Source organism: Lysinibacillus sp. JK80 (assembly GCF_027557635.1).
Classification (GTDB): domain Bacteria; phylum Bacillota; class Bacilli; order Bacillales_A; family Planococcaceae; genus Lysinibacillus; species Lysinibacillus capsici.
Genome location: NZ_CP058997.1, coordinates 1,446,509 through 1,461,826 on the forward strand (window position 1 = coordinate 1,446,509; position 15,318 = coordinate 1,461,826).

The 15,318-nt window shown below is 38.3% G+C and carries 13 protein-coding genes; 4 read left to right on the forward strand and 9 right to left on the reverse strand.

Going from position 1 to position 15,318, the window contains the following annotated elements; genetic code table 11:
- Nucleotides 1–69 precede the first annotated feature (69 nt).
- Nucleotides 70–1,014 (reverse strand): DUF1835 domain-containing protein, encoded by a 945-nt coding sequence (locus HXV90_RS07780; protein ID WP_269898751.1) that lies wholly within the window; start codon nucleotides 1,012–1,014, stop codon nucleotides 70–72.
- 141 nt (nucleotides 1,015–1,155) lie between these two features.
- On the opposite strand from HXV90_RS07780, the gene HXV90_RS07785 reads away from it, so the two are divergent.
- Nucleotides 1,156–2,325, forward strand: coding sequence for a pyridoxal-phosphate-dependent aminotransferase family protein (locus HXV90_RS07785; protein WP_269898752.1), 1,170 nt, complete (start codon nucleotides 1,156–1,158; stop codon nucleotides 2,323–2,325).
- Between the two features lie 325 nt (nucleotides 2,326–2,650).
- Here HXV90_RS07785 and HXV90_RS07790 read toward each other — a convergent pair whose 3' ends face one another.
- Together HXV90_RS07790 and HXV90_RS07795 are read right to left on the reverse strand one after the other, a co-directional pair.
- Nucleotides 2,651–3,979: a D-serine ammonia-lyase gene (locus HXV90_RS07790; protein ID WP_269898753.1), complete on the reverse strand. Its 1,329-nt coding sequence runs from the start codon at nucleotides 3,977–3,979 to the stop codon at nucleotides 2,651–2,653.
- On the reverse strand, nucleotides 3,969–4,442 hold the full coding sequence (locus tag HXV90_RS07795) for a YaiI/YqxD family protein (protein ID WP_004269357.1): 474 nt from the start codon (nucleotides 4,440–4,442) through the stop codon (nucleotides 3,969–3,971). Before HXV90_RS07795 ends, HXV90_RS07790 begins: the two co-directional genes overlap by 11 nt.
- A 175-nt stretch (nucleotides 4,443–4,617) precedes the next feature.
- On the opposite strand from HXV90_RS07795, the gene gdhA reads away from it, so the two are divergent.
- The 3 genes from gdhA to HXV90_RS07810 all read left to right on the forward strand — a co-directional run bounded on the left by gdhA (nucleotide 4,618) and on the right by HXV90_RS07810 (nucleotide 7,695).
- A complete protein-coding gene (gdhA, locus tag HXV90_RS07800; protein WP_004269356.1) occupies nucleotides 4,618–5,991 on the forward strand; it encodes an NADP-specific glutamate dehydrogenase in 1,374 nt (457 codons plus the stop codon).
- A gap of 217 nt (nucleotides 5,992–6,208) precedes the next feature.
- Nucleotides 6,209–6,895 (forward strand): phosphoribosylaminoimidazolesuccinocarboxamide synthase, encoded by a 687-nt coding sequence (locus HXV90_RS07805; RefSeq protein ID WP_004269355.1) that lies wholly within the window; start codon nucleotides 6,209–6,211, stop codon nucleotides 6,893–6,895.
- 146 nt (nucleotides 6,896–7,041) lie between these two features.
- Nucleotides 7,042–7,695, forward strand: a complete 654-nt coding sequence (locus HXV90_RS07810) for a Yip1 family protein (RefSeq protein WP_115673896.1) — start codon at nucleotides 7,042–7,044, stop codon at nucleotides 7,693–7,695.
- 40 nt (nucleotides 7,696–7,735) lie between these two features.
- Here the strand turns inward: HXV90_RS07810 and HXV90_RS07815 are convergent, their stop codons facing one another.
- From HXV90_RS07815 to HXV90_RS07840, 6 genes are all read right to left on the reverse strand, one after another.
- Nucleotides 7,736–9,484 carry a methyl-accepting chemotaxis protein gene (locus tag HXV90_RS07815; protein WP_269898754.1) on the reverse strand — a complete coding sequence of 583 codons (1,749 nt, stop codon included), beginning with the start codon at nucleotides 9,482–9,484 and terminating at the stop codon, nucleotides 7,736–7,738.
- A gap of 237 nt (nucleotides 9,485–9,721) precedes the next feature.
- Nucleotides 9,722–10,924, reverse strand: coding sequence for an NAD(P)-dependent malic enzyme (locus tag HXV90_RS07820; protein ID WP_048390037.1), 1,203 nt, complete (start codon nucleotides 10,922–10,924; stop codon nucleotides 9,722–9,724).
- Nucleotides 10,925–11,331: 407 nt separating this feature from the next.
- Complete coding sequence (locus tag HXV90_RS07825; RefSeq protein ID WP_054550793.1) at nucleotides 11,332–12,162, reverse strand: MBL fold metallo-hydrolase; 831 nt, start codon at nucleotides 12,160–12,162, stop codon at nucleotides 11,332–11,334.
- Nucleotides 12,163–12,216: 54 nt separating this feature from the next.
- A complete protein-coding gene (locus tag HXV90_RS07830; RefSeq protein WP_269898755.1) occupies nucleotides 12,217–12,771 on the reverse strand; it encodes a hypothetical protein in 555 nt (184 codons plus the stop codon).
- Nucleotides 12,764–13,882, reverse strand: a complete 1,119-nt coding sequence (locus HXV90_RS07835; RefSeq protein ID WP_269898756.1) for a hypothetical protein — start codon at nucleotides 13,880–13,882, stop codon at nucleotides 12,764–12,766. The genes HXV90_RS07830 and HXV90_RS07835 overlap by 8 nt, the downstream gene beginning before the upstream one ends.
- 625 nt (nucleotides 13,883–14,507) lie before the next feature.
- Nucleotides 14,508–15,317: a sulfurtransferase gene (locus tag HXV90_RS07840; protein WP_269898757.1), complete on the reverse strand. Its 810-nt coding sequence runs from the start codon at nucleotides 15,315–15,317 to the stop codon at nucleotides 14,508–14,510.
- Nucleotide 15,318 lies beyond the last annotated feature (1 nt).

The window sequence follows — 15,318 nt, forward strand, 5'->3', positions numbered from 1 at the left end:
GGTGCATTGATTTAGGAATTCCCTTTAATTCAAAACCCCCGCTATATACTAAATAGCGAATTCTATATTCTAAAAAGAAGATATTTGGGGGGCATCCATTCTTGTTAATAGCTCTGAGATGAATTCACCTGTTTGTATAAAATCAGTACCCCCTTGCTCCTTATGAAGTTGTTCAATCGTTGACATAATCAAATTATCATAATAATTCTCTTGGACTGCTTGAATTTGTCGATGTAGCCATAGTCGACAAACATCCTTTGTCTGTGCTAAACTTTCCCACTGTTGCTGAAAAATTAGACGCTCCTTTGCGGACATTCGCTTTATATCATACATTTCCATGTTCCATTGATGGTTGATAGCCCGCTGTTCACCTGTGTTGATAAGAAAAACTTCATTGGTTTTATTACGTAATAAATAGAGTAGAAATCTAATACCACACTGTTCTTCTGCATTGTACCCACACCAAATGTAAATCTGCAGGTTGCTTGGAATATCCTGTATCTCTCTGATTGTGTTCATTAATTTATTTCGATTTACAAAATCATCCATTCCATCATTAATATTTTCTCTTAGCCACTCATCACGGAATGCCTGTCCTCTTTTTTCATCGAGTTTCCACAATGGTCCAATCGACAAATCCTCTGGAAACCCGATCACATATTTCGGTGGAGCAAGTGTCGCTCGTAAGGAGCCTGCTGCAGATTCCGAGCAAACAATATGTACCATTTGTGCTGAAGTAGTAGTTATGACCTGTTGAATATAATCATTAATAATTTCTACCAACTGATAGAGCTCTTCCTGCCCCATAAAGAAAGACCATCCCTGCTGAGGTGTGCTTTGTTCATGATGAAATGCTGTAAAAGATTCAGATGGCTCAAGCTCATACCCCTGCCATTCCCCCTCCTTCATCACATCTGCTATTGTGATATACTCTAACGCTTGAATTCTATATACTAGCACCTGTTTTGTGTCGTAGAAGAAATAGATAAATGGATAATGCATGGATGTTTCCATTCGCACTGCCTCCTTTTTAAAAATTGTACCACAATGACAATCTCTTCCATCATTTTTCAAAAAAGTAGTTAGCTAGCACCATAAATATGCTATTATTATAGTTAGAAAATTTTGAATTTCTAGCAAAGGGGATAAATGAATATGTATGAAAATATTTTAAGACATCCGGGGCCAACACCGATTCCAAAAAAGGTACAGCTTGCGATGAATCAGGATATTTTTAGTCATCGTAGTCAGGAATTTGTAGAATTATACCGAGAAACAATTGAATTAGTAAAGCCTGTTTTCGGTACGACACAGGACATCTTACTTTTACCTTCGGGTGGGACAGCCGCGCTTGAGGCTGCAGCTGTTAATACTGTATCTGCTGGTGAAGAGGTTGTCGTCATCACAGTTGGAGCTTTTGGCGACTATTTCGTTTCAATCTGTGAGCAATATGGCTTCCATGTACATAAGCTCGAAAAAGAATGGGGACAGGCTTGTACAGCCGAAGAACTTCGAGCATTTTTACAGCCATTACAAACTATTAAAGCCGTTTTTGTGACGTACAATGAAACATCCACAGGTATTTTAAACCCTGTTGCTGAACTAGCCCAGGTAATCCGTGAAGAAACAGATGCCCTCGTTATTGTTGATGGTGTAAGCTGTATTGGTGGCGCTCCTGCTGAAATGGATGCTTGGGGCATTGATATTCTGGTGACAGGCTCTCAAAAAGCCATGATGCTCCCACCTGGACTCTCTCTTGTCAGCGTAAGCGAAAGAGCTTGGGATGTCATTGAAGAAAATCAAACACCTGCTTATTACTTAAATCTTCAAAGCTATCGTAGCTGGGCGGAAAAGGGCATGACACCTAATACCCCTGCTATCACACTGATTTACGGACTGCATGAGGTGTGTAAATTAATTGAACAAGAAGGTGGCTTTACGCAAACAGTTGCCCGCCATGACCTCATGAAAAACATGGTGCGAAATGCAATGAAAGCATTACACATTGAGCTATTAACTGAAGATCAATACGCTTCTCCAACTATTACAGCAATTAAAACACCTCAAGGAATTGATCTTAGTGAATTTTTGTTGCACCTTAAGCAACACTATCATTTAGATTTCGCAGGCGGTCTAGGTCATCTACAGGGTAAAATTTTTAGATTCGGCCATATGGGCTATTGTTTCCCAAGTGACATTTTACAAGCCGTTTCCCTACTCGAGGCTGCCCTACAAGACTTCTCCTATGATTTCGAACCAGGAGCAGGCGTCCTTGCCGCACAAGAAGTATACTTAGCCGCACAACGTAAAGCACTACAACGTTAAACAGCAAAAACAGGTGGAGAAAAATGACTCCACCTGTTTTTTAATTTGATTTTGTTTCTACTAAACTTGAAATTGCGTTGCACGTTTGTGGACGCTAATCTGGGCGGGTTGCTTCACTTTTTGAGCGCTTTAGTCTCTTGTTTGAGCGGGTCCATACATATTGTGAGCGCTTGAGACTCCTGCTTGAGCAGGTCCACACATTTTGCGAGCGCTTTGGACTCCTATTGGAGCGGGTCATCTCACTATTCGAATGCTTTACTGCATGCTCGAGCGGGATATCACTAATAGAGGTGAGCTTCCATCCAAACATAGCTTCACATCGTCTTTAATTAAATTCCTTGGCCTTTGCTAAATAAGCAGCTCGCATCGTAGGTGGGACCATACTACCGCCAGTTGCCCATACAAGATGTGTGGCTTGTGGTAGATGGTTTACTAATGCGTTCTTTTCTAGATAGGATTGACCTTGTTGTAATAAACGAATGGCTCCATACATTCCTGCGTGTGCAGATGGCTCTAAAAATAAACCTTCACTTTCCATCGCTAATCCCAGAGATGTAAACAGCTCTTCATCTGATACAGTATAGCAACCACTTATATACGTCTCCATCACTTTTCCTACAAATTTGGAGGCACGACCAACGGCTAACCCATCTGCTTCTGTTCGATTGTCAAGGCCAATATCTTCTACACTAATTGCATCATGTAAGCCTGTCATCAGCCCGATCGTCATACAAGGAGAAGCGACAGGTTCTGCAAAGAAAATATGCACATGCTCACCGTAAATTTCTTTTAATCCATAGGCAACACCACCTGGTCCTCCACCTACGCCACATGGTAAATAGACGAACAATGGATGTGCTTCATCCACTGAAATATTCGTCCTTTCTAGCTGTTCCTTTAAACGCTTGGCAGCTACGGCATAGCCAGCAAATAAATCCTTAGAATTTTCATCATCAATAAAATGACATTTTGGATCTTGCTCAGCTTCCTGTCGCCCCTGCTCAACAGCTACACTGTAATCAGCTTCATATTCAATCACTGTCGCACCCTTTTCACGCAGTAAGGCTTTTTTCCACTCCTTGGCATCACTCGACATATGTACAACGACATTAAAGCCGAGCTTCTTGCCCATAATGCCGATACTTAATCCTAAATTCCCCGTAGAGCCTACTGCAATCGTATATTGTTGGAAGAACGACTGAAATTCTTCTGTTGCTAAAATTGCATAATCATCCACTTCTTTAAGTCTTCCACTTGCCAAAGCTAGCCTTTCTGCATGTTTTAATACCTCATAAATTCCTCCACGTGCTTTGATCGAGCCAGAGATCGGTAATGCATGATCACATTTTAAAAGCAATTGGCCGGGAATCGCCACACCATATGCTTGTTCAATAGCACTTTTCATTGCAGGAATTTCCTTGATCGTTGATTCAATCAAACCATCACTTTCTAGAAGCTCTGGAAATGCTACTTTTAAATAAGAAGAAAAACGTTGTAATGTTGCTTCCGCATCATCCACTTCAGCCATAGTAAAGAGCGTTGTTTCAGGATTTTTCATCCAATTTGTATTTTCCCATAATACAGTAGTCTTTTTTGCTAGTTCGTTCAACTGCGGATATTGTTCGAATAGTTCGTGTTTATGTTCATTTTTCACCTGTAGATTCCTCCAGTTTATGGGCTAAAATTGCTCGTTCACAAATTTGTCGAAATTTCATTTCAAACGAAATATTGTTTTCTTGTGTTCTTTTTTTAGGTCCCTTTGTTCGTCCACCTGCCCTTCTAATTTTTTGACCAACATGCCGCATATCGAGCAAACGTTCGATGTTTTCATTAGACATTTCTCGTCCATTTTGATCAATCGGATACCCTCCTCGTGCTAAAACCATGGCTGCTAATCCGTAATCCTGTGTAATAACAATATCGTGTTTTGAAAGCGCGTTCACTAGCGTAAAATCAACCGAATCTGGACCTTTGGGTACAATAATTGTTATTACATTATCACGTTCAACACGATGTGATGTATCGCAAAACAAGATAGTTTCTATCTCAAACTCAGATGATATAGATAGCGCTAAATCCACTACTGGACAGGCATCAGCGTCTATAAGAACCTTCACAATAAGGCATCATTCCTTTCTCGTAATTAGATGAATTACTTAGAACTAAATTATTTTAATATAATTTTAAAACAACCTCTCTTGCTCAATTTTTCACAAACTTTAAAAGTATTTTATTGAATAGTTTGAAAAATAGATATACGATACATCTATCAACTAAATGGGGGTTTTATTTATGACAATTACAACTGTTAGCAATGAACAATTAGCAAAAGAATACGTAGATGGCGTATTTGAGCAACTTAAACAACAGAATAGTCATCAAGCGGAATTTTTACAAGCAGCTGAAGAAATTTTCATCTCATTAGTACCTGTATTCGCGCAACATCCCGAATATATTAAGGCCAATATTTTATCTCGTATTGTGGAGCCAGATCGTATTATTTCTTTCCGTGTAGCATGGCAAGATGATAACAATCAAGTGCAAGTGAATCGTGGCTATCGTGTACAATACAGCAATGTCATGGGCCCATATAAAGGCGGTCTTCGCTTCCATCCTTCCGTAAATGAATCCATCATTAAGTTCCTAGGCTTTGAGCAAATCTTTAAAAATGCTTTAACAGGGCAACCTATCGGTGGTGGTAAAGGTGGTTCAAACTTTGACCCGAAAGGTAAATCAGATTCAGAAATTATGCGTTTCTGCCAAGCATTCATGACTGAATTATACCGTCATATTGGTCCAGATGTCGATGTTCCTGCTGGTGATATTGGCGTAGGTGCTCGTGAAGTAGGTTATTTATGGGGTCAATATAAGCGTTTAACAAAAGCAAATGAATCAGGTGTATTAACTGGTAAGACTCCTGGCTACGGTGGCTCTTTAGCACGTAAAGAAGCAACTGGTTACGGTACTGTTTACTTTGTGAACGAAATGCTAAAGGATGCAAATGACTCATTCGAAGGAAAAACAGTAGTTGTTTCTGGATCTGGTAATGTGTCTACGTATGCGATTGAAAAAGCGCAACAGTATGGTGCCAAAGTGGTTGCTTGCTCGGACTCTTCAGGCTATATCTATGATCCAGAGGGCTTAGATTTAGATGCTATCAAAGAAATTAAAGAAGTAAAAGGTGACCGTATCTCAACTTACGTTAATTACCGACCAAATGCTACTTTTACAGAAGGTTGTACAGGAATTTGGACGATTCCTTGTGATATTGCCCTACCATGTGCTACGCAAAATGAAATTAACGGTGAGTCAGCTCGTACATTAATTTCGAATGGTGTGAAAGCAATCGGTGAAGGTGCTAATATGCCATCAGACCTTGAAGCAATCAATGAATTCCTAGAGGCAGGCGTATTATTTGGTCCAGCAAAAGCAGCGAATGCTGGTGGAGTTGCGGTATCTGCTCTTGAAATGGCACAAGATTCTAGTCGCGTATTTTGGTCATTTGAAGAAGTAGATGCAAAACTTCATCAAATTATGAAAAATATTTATACAGACAGCAAAGCGGCAGCAGAAAAATATGGCTTCCCAGGTAACCTAGTAGTTGGTGCAAACATTGCTGGCTTTATCAAAGTAGCAGATGGAATGCTTACTGAAGGCGTCTATTAATAACCTTCTATTTTCAATGTTTCCTAGGATTTGATTTCGGAATATTCTTAATTTCAACCAAGGTGGTAACGAACATTCGTTATCACCTTATTTTTTATTTACAATTCCGTTATAAAACATCAAAATAAACGTTTTAAACGAACATTTTTATCATTAAATATTTAGAACATTCGTGTTATAATTTTAGAATACTATGAAAAATATTGGAGGGTTTTTTGTGGAATTATTGTATACAGGTAAAACAAAAAATGTGTTCAAATTAGAAGATGGTCATTATTTATTAAAATTTAAAGACGATGTTACAGGAGAAAACGGCGTGTTTGATCCAGGTGCAAATACTGTTGGTTTAACAATTGATGGGGCTGGCTTGGCTGGTTTACGTTTAACTTCTTATTTTTATTCAAAATTAAACGAACAAGGGGTTCCTACTCATTTCGTTGATGCTAACTTCGAAGATGCAACAATGACAGTAAAACCGGCAACTGTTTTCGGTAATGGTTTAGAAGTGATTTGCCGCTTTAAGGCAGTTGGTTCATTCCTACGCCGTTATGGTGCCTATGTAAAGGAAGGACAAGATTTAGACTCCTTTGTAGAAGTAACAATCAAAGATGATGATCGTTTAGATCCTCCAATTTCTGAAGATGCTTTAGCAATGTTAAACCTGTTAACTCATGAAGAATACGCCATTTTAAAACAACGTACAATTGAAATTTCCAAATTTGTAGCGGCAGAGCTTGCTAAAAAAGGCTTAACGCTTTATGACATTAAATTAGAATTCGGCCGCGATGCGAAAACGAATGAAATTTTATTAATCGATGAAATTTCAGGCGGTAATATGCGTGCTTACAAAGGTGATCAGTATATTGAGCCGTTAGAACTTGAGAAAATTATGTTAGCTGAATAATAGAAACAACCCTAAAAAGAGTCGACAATTACGACTCTTTTTTTATGTGTGGGCTTATTTTTATTTTCCATGAAACTTTTCTTTACTTCACTCGTATATTAACTATATGTAACAAGCAATTATTCTATTATTTTGGAGGTAGTTTGATGGAAAACTTGAATGAGACATCAAAAGAAGAAAGGTCAAAACTAAATCCATTTTTATCGGTTTGGATGCATCCAAAGCAAACGACTCGTTATATGATTAATGAAAAATCTATCGGCTTTGCAATTTTGGTTTTGTCTATTGGTTATATTGGCTCCCTTATGTCTGGATTAATTGATTCAGAATTTCTTCCTGATTTTTCGCCATGGCTTTTAGTCCTATTATGTGTCATTTTTGCTCCTATCGCAGGTATAATTGGCACAGCTATTTCTGCACTCATCTCTTGGCTATTCGGGAAATTATTTAAAGGTACTGGGACTTACTCGGACTTATTTAAGGGGTTAAGCTTAACTGCAATCCCATATATCGTACTGATTCCACTTTATATTATTTGGTTAATGACTTCACCCGATTCATTATTGGATCCTAATTTTATGGGTTCATTACCGTGGATTTTTTGGCCAACTATTTTAGTAAGCATCATTGTGACGATTTGGTCATTTGTTATTTCTGTAGGTGTAGTCGCTGAAGCACATCAAATTTCAAACTGGATGGCTTTCTTCACCATCTTTATTCCAGCCATTATTATCTTCATCGTATTATTTGTTCTTTTCTTTGTCATACTCATCGGAATTATTGGTGTTGGCATGATGTAAAAACATCTCCCCTCTCATTTAAGAGAGTGGGAGATGTTTTTTATAGTTTGAATTGAGCAATGAGAGCTTTCAATTGTAATGCTAATTCTGATAGTTGAGCAGACTTTCCAGCCATATTCTCCATTGAGCTACTTGTCTCTTCTGTCGTAGCTGTTGTTTGCTCGACCCCTGCAGCAGATTCCTCTGCCACCGCAGCAATTTCTTGAATAGAGTTGTTCATTTTATGGCCATCTTCTGTAACTTTCGATAAATTCGTTGAAATTAATTGGACACTCTCCACTACATCATTAATGGAGTGGCTAATCGTGTTAAAAGTTTCAGTAGTAGCTTTTATTTGATTCGTTCCTTCTTTTACTTCTTGGTAACCATCCTCTAAAGAGTTCGTGACCACATCAAAATCTTGCTGAATATTCGTGACGATGGATGTAATATCGTTTACTGAAAAGGCTACTTGTTCGGCAAGCTTACGTACTTCATCTGCCACTACAGCAAATCCTTTGCCATGCTCTCCCGCTCTTGCCGCTTCAATCGCAGCATTTAAAGCCAACAGGTTCGTTTGATCTGCAATATCCTTAATGACCACGACCAATTTAGAGATTTCCTGTGCTTGAGCATCTAATTTTTTCACTTTCTCAACGGCATTTTGCACGATGCTATCAATCTTTTCCATTTGAGAATTAGAGGATGTCATTAGCTGACTTCCTTCATTCGTTAATGTTAAAACTTCTACTGAAGATTGATGAATATGTGCACCATGCTGATTCGTTTCCTGTAAATCTGCTGTAAAGCGCTCCATTAATGAAGTTAATGCACTAGAATGGTGAGCTTGTCCCTCAGCACCCGATGCTAATTCATGCATCGTAATCGCAACTTGCTCCGCTCCCATATTGACTTCATTTGCTGAATGCGTTAGCTCTTTACTAGATGTATTAATTAAGTCTGATGCTTGGGCAATATTATGAATCATATCCTTCAACCTTATTTGCATTTGATTCATGGCGTTTGCCAGTTTTCCAATTTCATCTTTTGAACGTATAGCCATACTTTCTTGAGATAAATCTCCCTCTGCAAAACGCTCCATCGCTTGAGCCGCTTGGTTAATAGGCTTTGTCATACTACTCGCATATTGCCAAATGATCAATATCCCCACCATAATGGCCAAGCCAATTACTATAAGTGTTATCTTAAGAATACTTTGTGCTGGTTTATTGAAGTCCATTAAATAGGTGCTCGCACCAATGACCCAACCCCAATATGTATCTGTTTCTGCATAAACCCCTTTGTCCTCTAATTGACCTGAATTGGGTAACGGCCACGAATATGAAACAAATCCACCACCTTCATTCCCTTTAGCAATGATTTCTTGTATGTACTTAACGCCTTTATCATCCTCTTCATCCCAAACACTCGTACCCTCTATATTTGGATGGGCAACGGACATCCCTTTTTGGTCAACAACAAAAATATAACCATTGTCGCCAAGTTTAATGTCCTTATTAATCGGTCGCTTTCCTTCACTATCCTTTTCTCCTAAAATAGCAATCTTTACTTTTTCCTGAGCTTCCTCTAATGATAAATTGCCTGCTTCTACCTCTTGATTGAATTGCTCAATCATAGCAATCGTCATTTCGACACTATTTTTTAGATTTTCTTTCCCTACTGTTTCTAGGTTTGATTTACTTTGCTGATAGCTTATAAAACCTAAGATAAGTAACGGAATCATTAAAAGCAGCAATGAAAAAGCGATTAGCTTCGTTTTAATAGATCGAAATTGTACGATTGATGTCATTTTCCCTCATCACTTCTTTCAATTTTAAATGGACTTAAGACTTATTTTTTAACCTAAATCTGTCATCAATCAGTATTTCTTCTCTTCAATCAACTATGTAAAACATTCCATTTTACTTAATCATTTTATTACATAAAACACCAAAAAACAACAAATTTCGAGCATATTTGATAAAAAACAGATAGAGAAAAAGCAATACACTTTTCCCTATCTGTTCTAATTCCCTATTCAATTTTATTAAACAGATAGTGCTGTACTTTGCTGGAATAGCTCAGATACGCCAGATTCTACAGCTGCCCCACTTACTGCGCGTGAGACGATTGCCACAACGCGTTCGTCCAAAGATTTAGGCACAATATATTCTTCCTTTAGTTCTTTATCACTCACAAGGGAGGCAATGGCTTCTACAGCAGCTAGCTTCATCGACTCATTAATATCCGTAGCACGCACATCTAAAGCTCCCCGGAAAATACCAGGGAATGCAAGAACATTATTAATTTGATTTGGATAATCTGAACGGCCAGTTCCCATAACACGTACCCCCCATGCTTTGGCATTTTCATACGTGATCTCTGGATTTGGATTGGCTAAGGCAAAGACAACTGGATTTTCATTCATGGACGCAATATGTGCCTCTGTTAATAGATTGGCTACAGAAACTCCAATAAAGACATCTGCACCTGTTAGTGCATCCTCTAGTGTACCATGTTGCTTCTCTGGATTCGTCAAATGAGCAACCGCTTCTTTAATCGGATTCATCCCCTCTGTACGACCCTCATAAATAATACCCTTTGTATCGCACATATAAATATTCTTATAGCCCATTTGTACAAGTATACGTAAGATCGCAATGCCCGCAGCACCAGCACCGTTAATCACAACCTTCATCGTTGCAATATCCTTTTTCACAATACGATTGGCATTAATCATCGCTGCTCCTACAACAATTGCTGTTCCATGTTGATCATCATGAAAAACTGGAATATCACATTCTTGACGTAGGCGATCTTCAATTTCAAAGCATCTTGGTGCTGAAATATCCTCTAAGTTTACCGCACCAAATGTCGGGGCAAGCGCCTTCACAATGCTGACGATTTCATCCGTATTTTTTGTATCTAAGCATATTGGAAAAGCATCAACATTGGCAAAACGCTTTAGTAAAATCGCCTTCCCTTCCATTACAGGTAATGCCGCTTTCGGTCCGATATCTCCTAACCCTAAAACCGCTGTCCCATCCGACACAACAGCTACCATATTACCCTTCATTGTATAGTCGTACACAAGCGAAGGATTTTTCTCAATCTCCACACATGGCGCTGCTACCCCTGGTGAATAAGCCAAGCTAAGATCATAGGAATCTTGTACAGGTACCTTTGAGCTCACCTCTAATTTCCCGCTATAGTGTGCATGCATTTCTAAAGCCTTTTTCATTACGTCCATTCCATCCCATCCTTTTCCCTTTGATTTTTTTATTATATTTCAGAATCATAATACTTTGTGAAAATATAGTCAACGAATTTTCTGTCAATTTATTCTTAACTTCAATAATTCAATGTTTAATGACTTTCATTACATTTTTCTGTCAAATTAAACATTTCACAATCAATTATTTTAAGATAATTAATACGATTGTTAACACAATAAAAAGTGTACACATAGAGCCATTTAGCCTGTTCAACTTTTCACATAGTATTTTTCTTATGTAAATGAGAATTTTTTCACAAACTTTTGTAAGCGCATCCATTGCCCTGATTGACTTCGTCACAATTTATTCACATTTTTTCACAAAGTTTTTTATTATACAGATCAAAGTATTTGTGAAATTCTTAACAAGATAAAAAAGAGCCCTATATAAAGGACTCTTCGGTAAAATGATTAATAAAGGCCGTGATGATATGCTTGGAAGACCATTGCTCTCCCGAAACTTTTGTAATCGGATAATCACGAGGAAAAATTGTTTTGGTGATTTCCTCAACAGAATAACCTTGCATAAATAATTGCTTCACTTTTCCTTGCATGTCTTCCAAATAAGCAATTTTTTCTTGTATTTTCGTTCGACCATCCACTATAAAGCCTGCATGACAGCAATAGACGACATCGAAATCATAGTTTACTATTTTCCTTAAAGACGCCAAAGTATGGACAATGTTTTCTTCATCAAGCACAACCTTTGTCTTTGGCTGGATAAACAAATCACCTGTAAACATAGCGCCTGTTTCCCGATTGTAAAAAGAAAGATGATCTGTAGTATGCCCAGGTGTTTCAATAACATCCCATGTTGCTGCGTTCGTTTGTAAGGTTTGACCAAATGGTTGGGCAACAAACGCGGGTCGTTCCCCCCACAATGCCTGACGATAGAGTGGATAGTCTCCATCTTCAGCACAAAGATTGACTGAATCACGATGAATATAAATAGGTACATTCTTATGATGTTGAATCCACGCTGCATTTCCTGCATGATCCTCATGTGAATGCGTTAATGCCAATTGCTCTATCGGTATATCCTTAAAAAAGGATTGAAATTCCTGCGATAGTGAGTAGGAACCTGTATCAATCAGTAACCCATCCACAAAAAAGCTGTACACACTCATACCAACCCCCTGCACCGCAACTTTCCCATGCGCACATTGTACACCGCGATGATGCTGAATCTCGATACTTTTCTCCCGTTTAAACATCCTGCTCCCCCTTTGCCCCTTGTACAAAAAGTGTAGCATAAAATGAATGGTGAGTCATTTTTGTAAGTGTGTAACAACAAAGGATTTGTTTTTTACATGTTTACGAAGTGCTAACACATGAAGAAATAATCGTATATTTACAGCCAATAAAAGCAATGCGCCTAGGAACAATAATCCCATCTGCCAATCATTTGTAACATTCATTAACAGCGTCCAACTTATAATGACAGCAAAGGCAATCGCTATATATTTTTTCATCACTCTTGTAGTGGAACCCTGTATATCGTGTTTTTGTTCAATGCTTAATAAAATTTTTCCAAATTCCATTATGATCAGCAATTTAATTCCTTGAATTAAAACCGTACTCCAATAGAAGAGAAGATGTGAAGAAAAGAAAGTACTCATCAAGGCAAGAATCATAGCGCAAGCCATATATTTGCTGATAGGTGTTTTTTCTTTATAGAATGAAAGACTTTTTAAATAGGCCCCATAAACAAGGATATCTTGTAGAAGATTAGCGTATTTAAAAACATTTAAATAGATAAATTGAAAAAAGAGCGCCACTGCAAACCATTGTAAAAGTTTTACCTGTTGTTTAGATTCACTCATTGTTTTCACGCACCTTTTCTACCAAATTCGACGTAAAATACGCTTGCGAATATACTCTTTTAGTTAAATAACCATCGGGGCCACTAAAACCTATGGACGTATTGATATCTAAAGGGGCATCCTTCAATTGAATAGTCAGCTCCAAGCGTTGACCTTTCGTCACTGAAAAAGGAAAATCACTTGCTGTATAGCGCTGATCGTTTAATCGCCATTCTTTCAACAGTATTTTATCCTCTAATGTAGCTGGAACATAAAATGCATCAAAAACTGCATCCTGCTGAAGGGTAAATGATATGATTTGTTCAGAATCATGTTGTGACTGACTATAGCTATGATTCATGATCTGATTTTCATCAATGAAGGTTTCCCTCGTAAAATGAATTGGAGCAGGTAATTTCATCCCGTCATTTAATACAAGATAAACAGTTTTACTTGCCATCACTTTTTTCATCGTGTTTAAATCAAACTGAAAAAAAGCTAATCGAATATTTTGATAGCGTAAATCTTGAGAAGTATCCAATGGATAATAAAAGCCATTGACTAGATTTGCTTGCTCTGTTTGATCATATACTATTGGTAATTGCACGTCTTCTGCCTGTAAATATTTCACATATCGATGGTCATCTTTGTTTGTAATATAGCGTACCTCTAAAGCATTCTGTAAGCTATCTGTAACTTCAATTACAGTAGGAACCACTATCGGTTTTATGAATTGATGTTGTAAAAAAATCGTACTGTTACCGATCAGTAAAATCAAAACTAAAGCAACACCAATCGTCTTTTTCTGATCAGCGCCAACTTTAAGCTTTTTCCTAGAGATGTATAGTATGATGCATACGCACAAAATAGCCAAAATCCAGTACATTGGCGAAGATAAATGATCTAATTGTGACATTAATGCACTAGCCCGATCATTATCTACGTGTTGTTCCCCCACCATGAATGCCACAAATCCACCCGTTGCAAGTGTTACAGCAACAGTCAAGACTTTAGGTACCCAGTGCAAAGGCTTATGCTGCTCTTTTGTTGCTTGTTCAATACCTTGTAGACTACGCTGATGTAACGATTCTGGAATGTCTATTTGATCCATCTGCTTTTTTAGATCGTTCACCCTTCCCCCTCCAGTGCCTGCTTTAATTTTTTAATGCACGATACAAAATGGTTTTCGTCGTCCCTAATTTAAGCTGCAATACCTGAGCCACCACCCGCTCACCCCCCTTTATCTATTAGACTATTAAACTATGCAATTTAGCTTTGCAAAACAGAAATTTCCTCATTTTATGTATTACTACCTGAGCATGCTCTCTCCACTTTGATGGATTTTTTGATCAAGTATAAAATTCTATCCCCTATTTTAAAAAGGGTATCCTTCACTTTTTCATTTTTATCCGTCACTTTGAACAGGTTATCCGCTACATTAAATTTTATCCGTCACTTTGAACGTTCTATCCTCCACTTTTTCTTTCTTATCCGCAACTTTAAACAGGTTATCCGCTACATTAGATTTTATCCGTCACTTTGAACGTTCTATCCTCCACTTTTTCTTTCTTATCCGCCACTTTGAACAGGTTATCCGCTACATTAATTTTATCCGTCACTTTGAACGTTCTATCCTCCACTTTTTCTTCCTTATCCGCCAATCCGAAGAGGTTATCCGCTACATTAAATTCTAACCTCTACTTTACGCTCTATCCACCGCACTATAAAAAAACGCCCACCGAAGTGAGCGTTTCTTTTTATTCGTTTGTGCCTTTTTCCACGTCATACTCTGTTATCCAATCACTGAAGCTACCTACATACAATTGGATGTTTTCATAGCCTTCATCTGCTAACACAGCATAAAGTGGAGAGGCGGTTACGCCGCTGCCACAGTAAACCACAACCGGTTCATCAGCTGCAACTTTTTGACGTAATGCATCGTTTGCCTTTAGTTGACCATTTGACTTCAATTGCTCCCAGTCAAAGTTTTTCGCAGTTGGGATATGACCTGCTACTTTATCCAAAGGCTCTACTTCTCCTCGATACCTTTCAGCAGCGCGGGCATCGAGTAAAGTAGCTTTTACCTCTCCATCTACAATGGCTTTTACGGCTTGGCGTGGTGCATAAAGCTCATCTTTCCAATCAAACTCAATGATAGTTGGAGGATATTTAATAATATCCTTGGTAAAAGGAATTTTTGTCTCTAGCGCAGGGGCACCTCCGTTGACAATCACTACATTTGGGAAACCAGCATATGTTAGCATCCACCAGGCGCGTGGGGCAAATGGAGCTGCTCCTTGGTCATAAACTACAATCTGATCTTCATACCGTAATCCTAGTTCTTGAAAAACGGATGCCAATTTTTCTTTGCTTGGCATTGGATGACGACCTTCTTTGCTGTCCATATCCGATAACTGCTGTTCTAAATCAATATAGATAGCACCAGTAGCATGACCTTCCTCGAATGCTTTTTTGCCAGCCTCTTTGTCCTGAAGATCGAAACGAGCATCGATAAAACGGACGCCATCAAACTGAATTTCATCCACTGATTTGAATACTTTTCCCATT

Bases quoted from the DNA above. Each gene is read 5' to 3' on its own strand.
- HXV90_RS07825 (WP_054550793.1), bottom strand. From the start codon at position 12,162: ATGTTTAAACGGGAGAAAAGTATCGAGATTCAGCATCATCGCGGTGTA.
- HXV90_RS07830 (WP_269898755.1), bottom strand. From the start codon at position 12,771: ATGAGTGAATCTAAACAACAGGTAAAACTTTTACAATGGTTTGCAGTG.
- HXV90_RS07840 (WP_269898757.1), bottom strand. From the start codon at position 15,317: ATGGGAAAAGTATTCAAATCAGTGGATGAAATTCAGTTTGATGGCGTC.
- HXV90_RS07810 (WP_115673896.1), top strand. From the start codon at position 7,042: ATGGAAAACTTGAATGAGACATCAAAAGAAGAAAGGTCAAAACTAAAT.
- gdhA (WP_004269356.1), top strand. From the start codon at position 4,618: ATGACAATTACAACTGTTAGCAATGAACAATTAGCAAAAGAATACGTA.
- HXV90_RS07785 (WP_269898752.1), top strand. From the start codon at position 1,156: ATGTATGAAAATATTTTAAGACATCCGGGGCCAACACCGATTCCAAAA.
- HXV90_RS07820 (WP_048390037.1), bottom strand. From the start codon at position 10,924: ATGGACGTAATGAAAAAGGCTTTAGAAATGCATGCACACTATAGCGGG.
- HXV90_RS07780 (WP_269898751.1), bottom strand. From the start codon at position 1,014: ATGGAAACATCCATGCATTATCCATTTATCTATTTCTTCTACGACACA.
- HXV90_RS07815 (WP_269898754.1), bottom strand. From the start codon at position 9,484: ATGACATCAATCGTACAATTTCGATCTATTAAAACGAAGCTAATCGCT.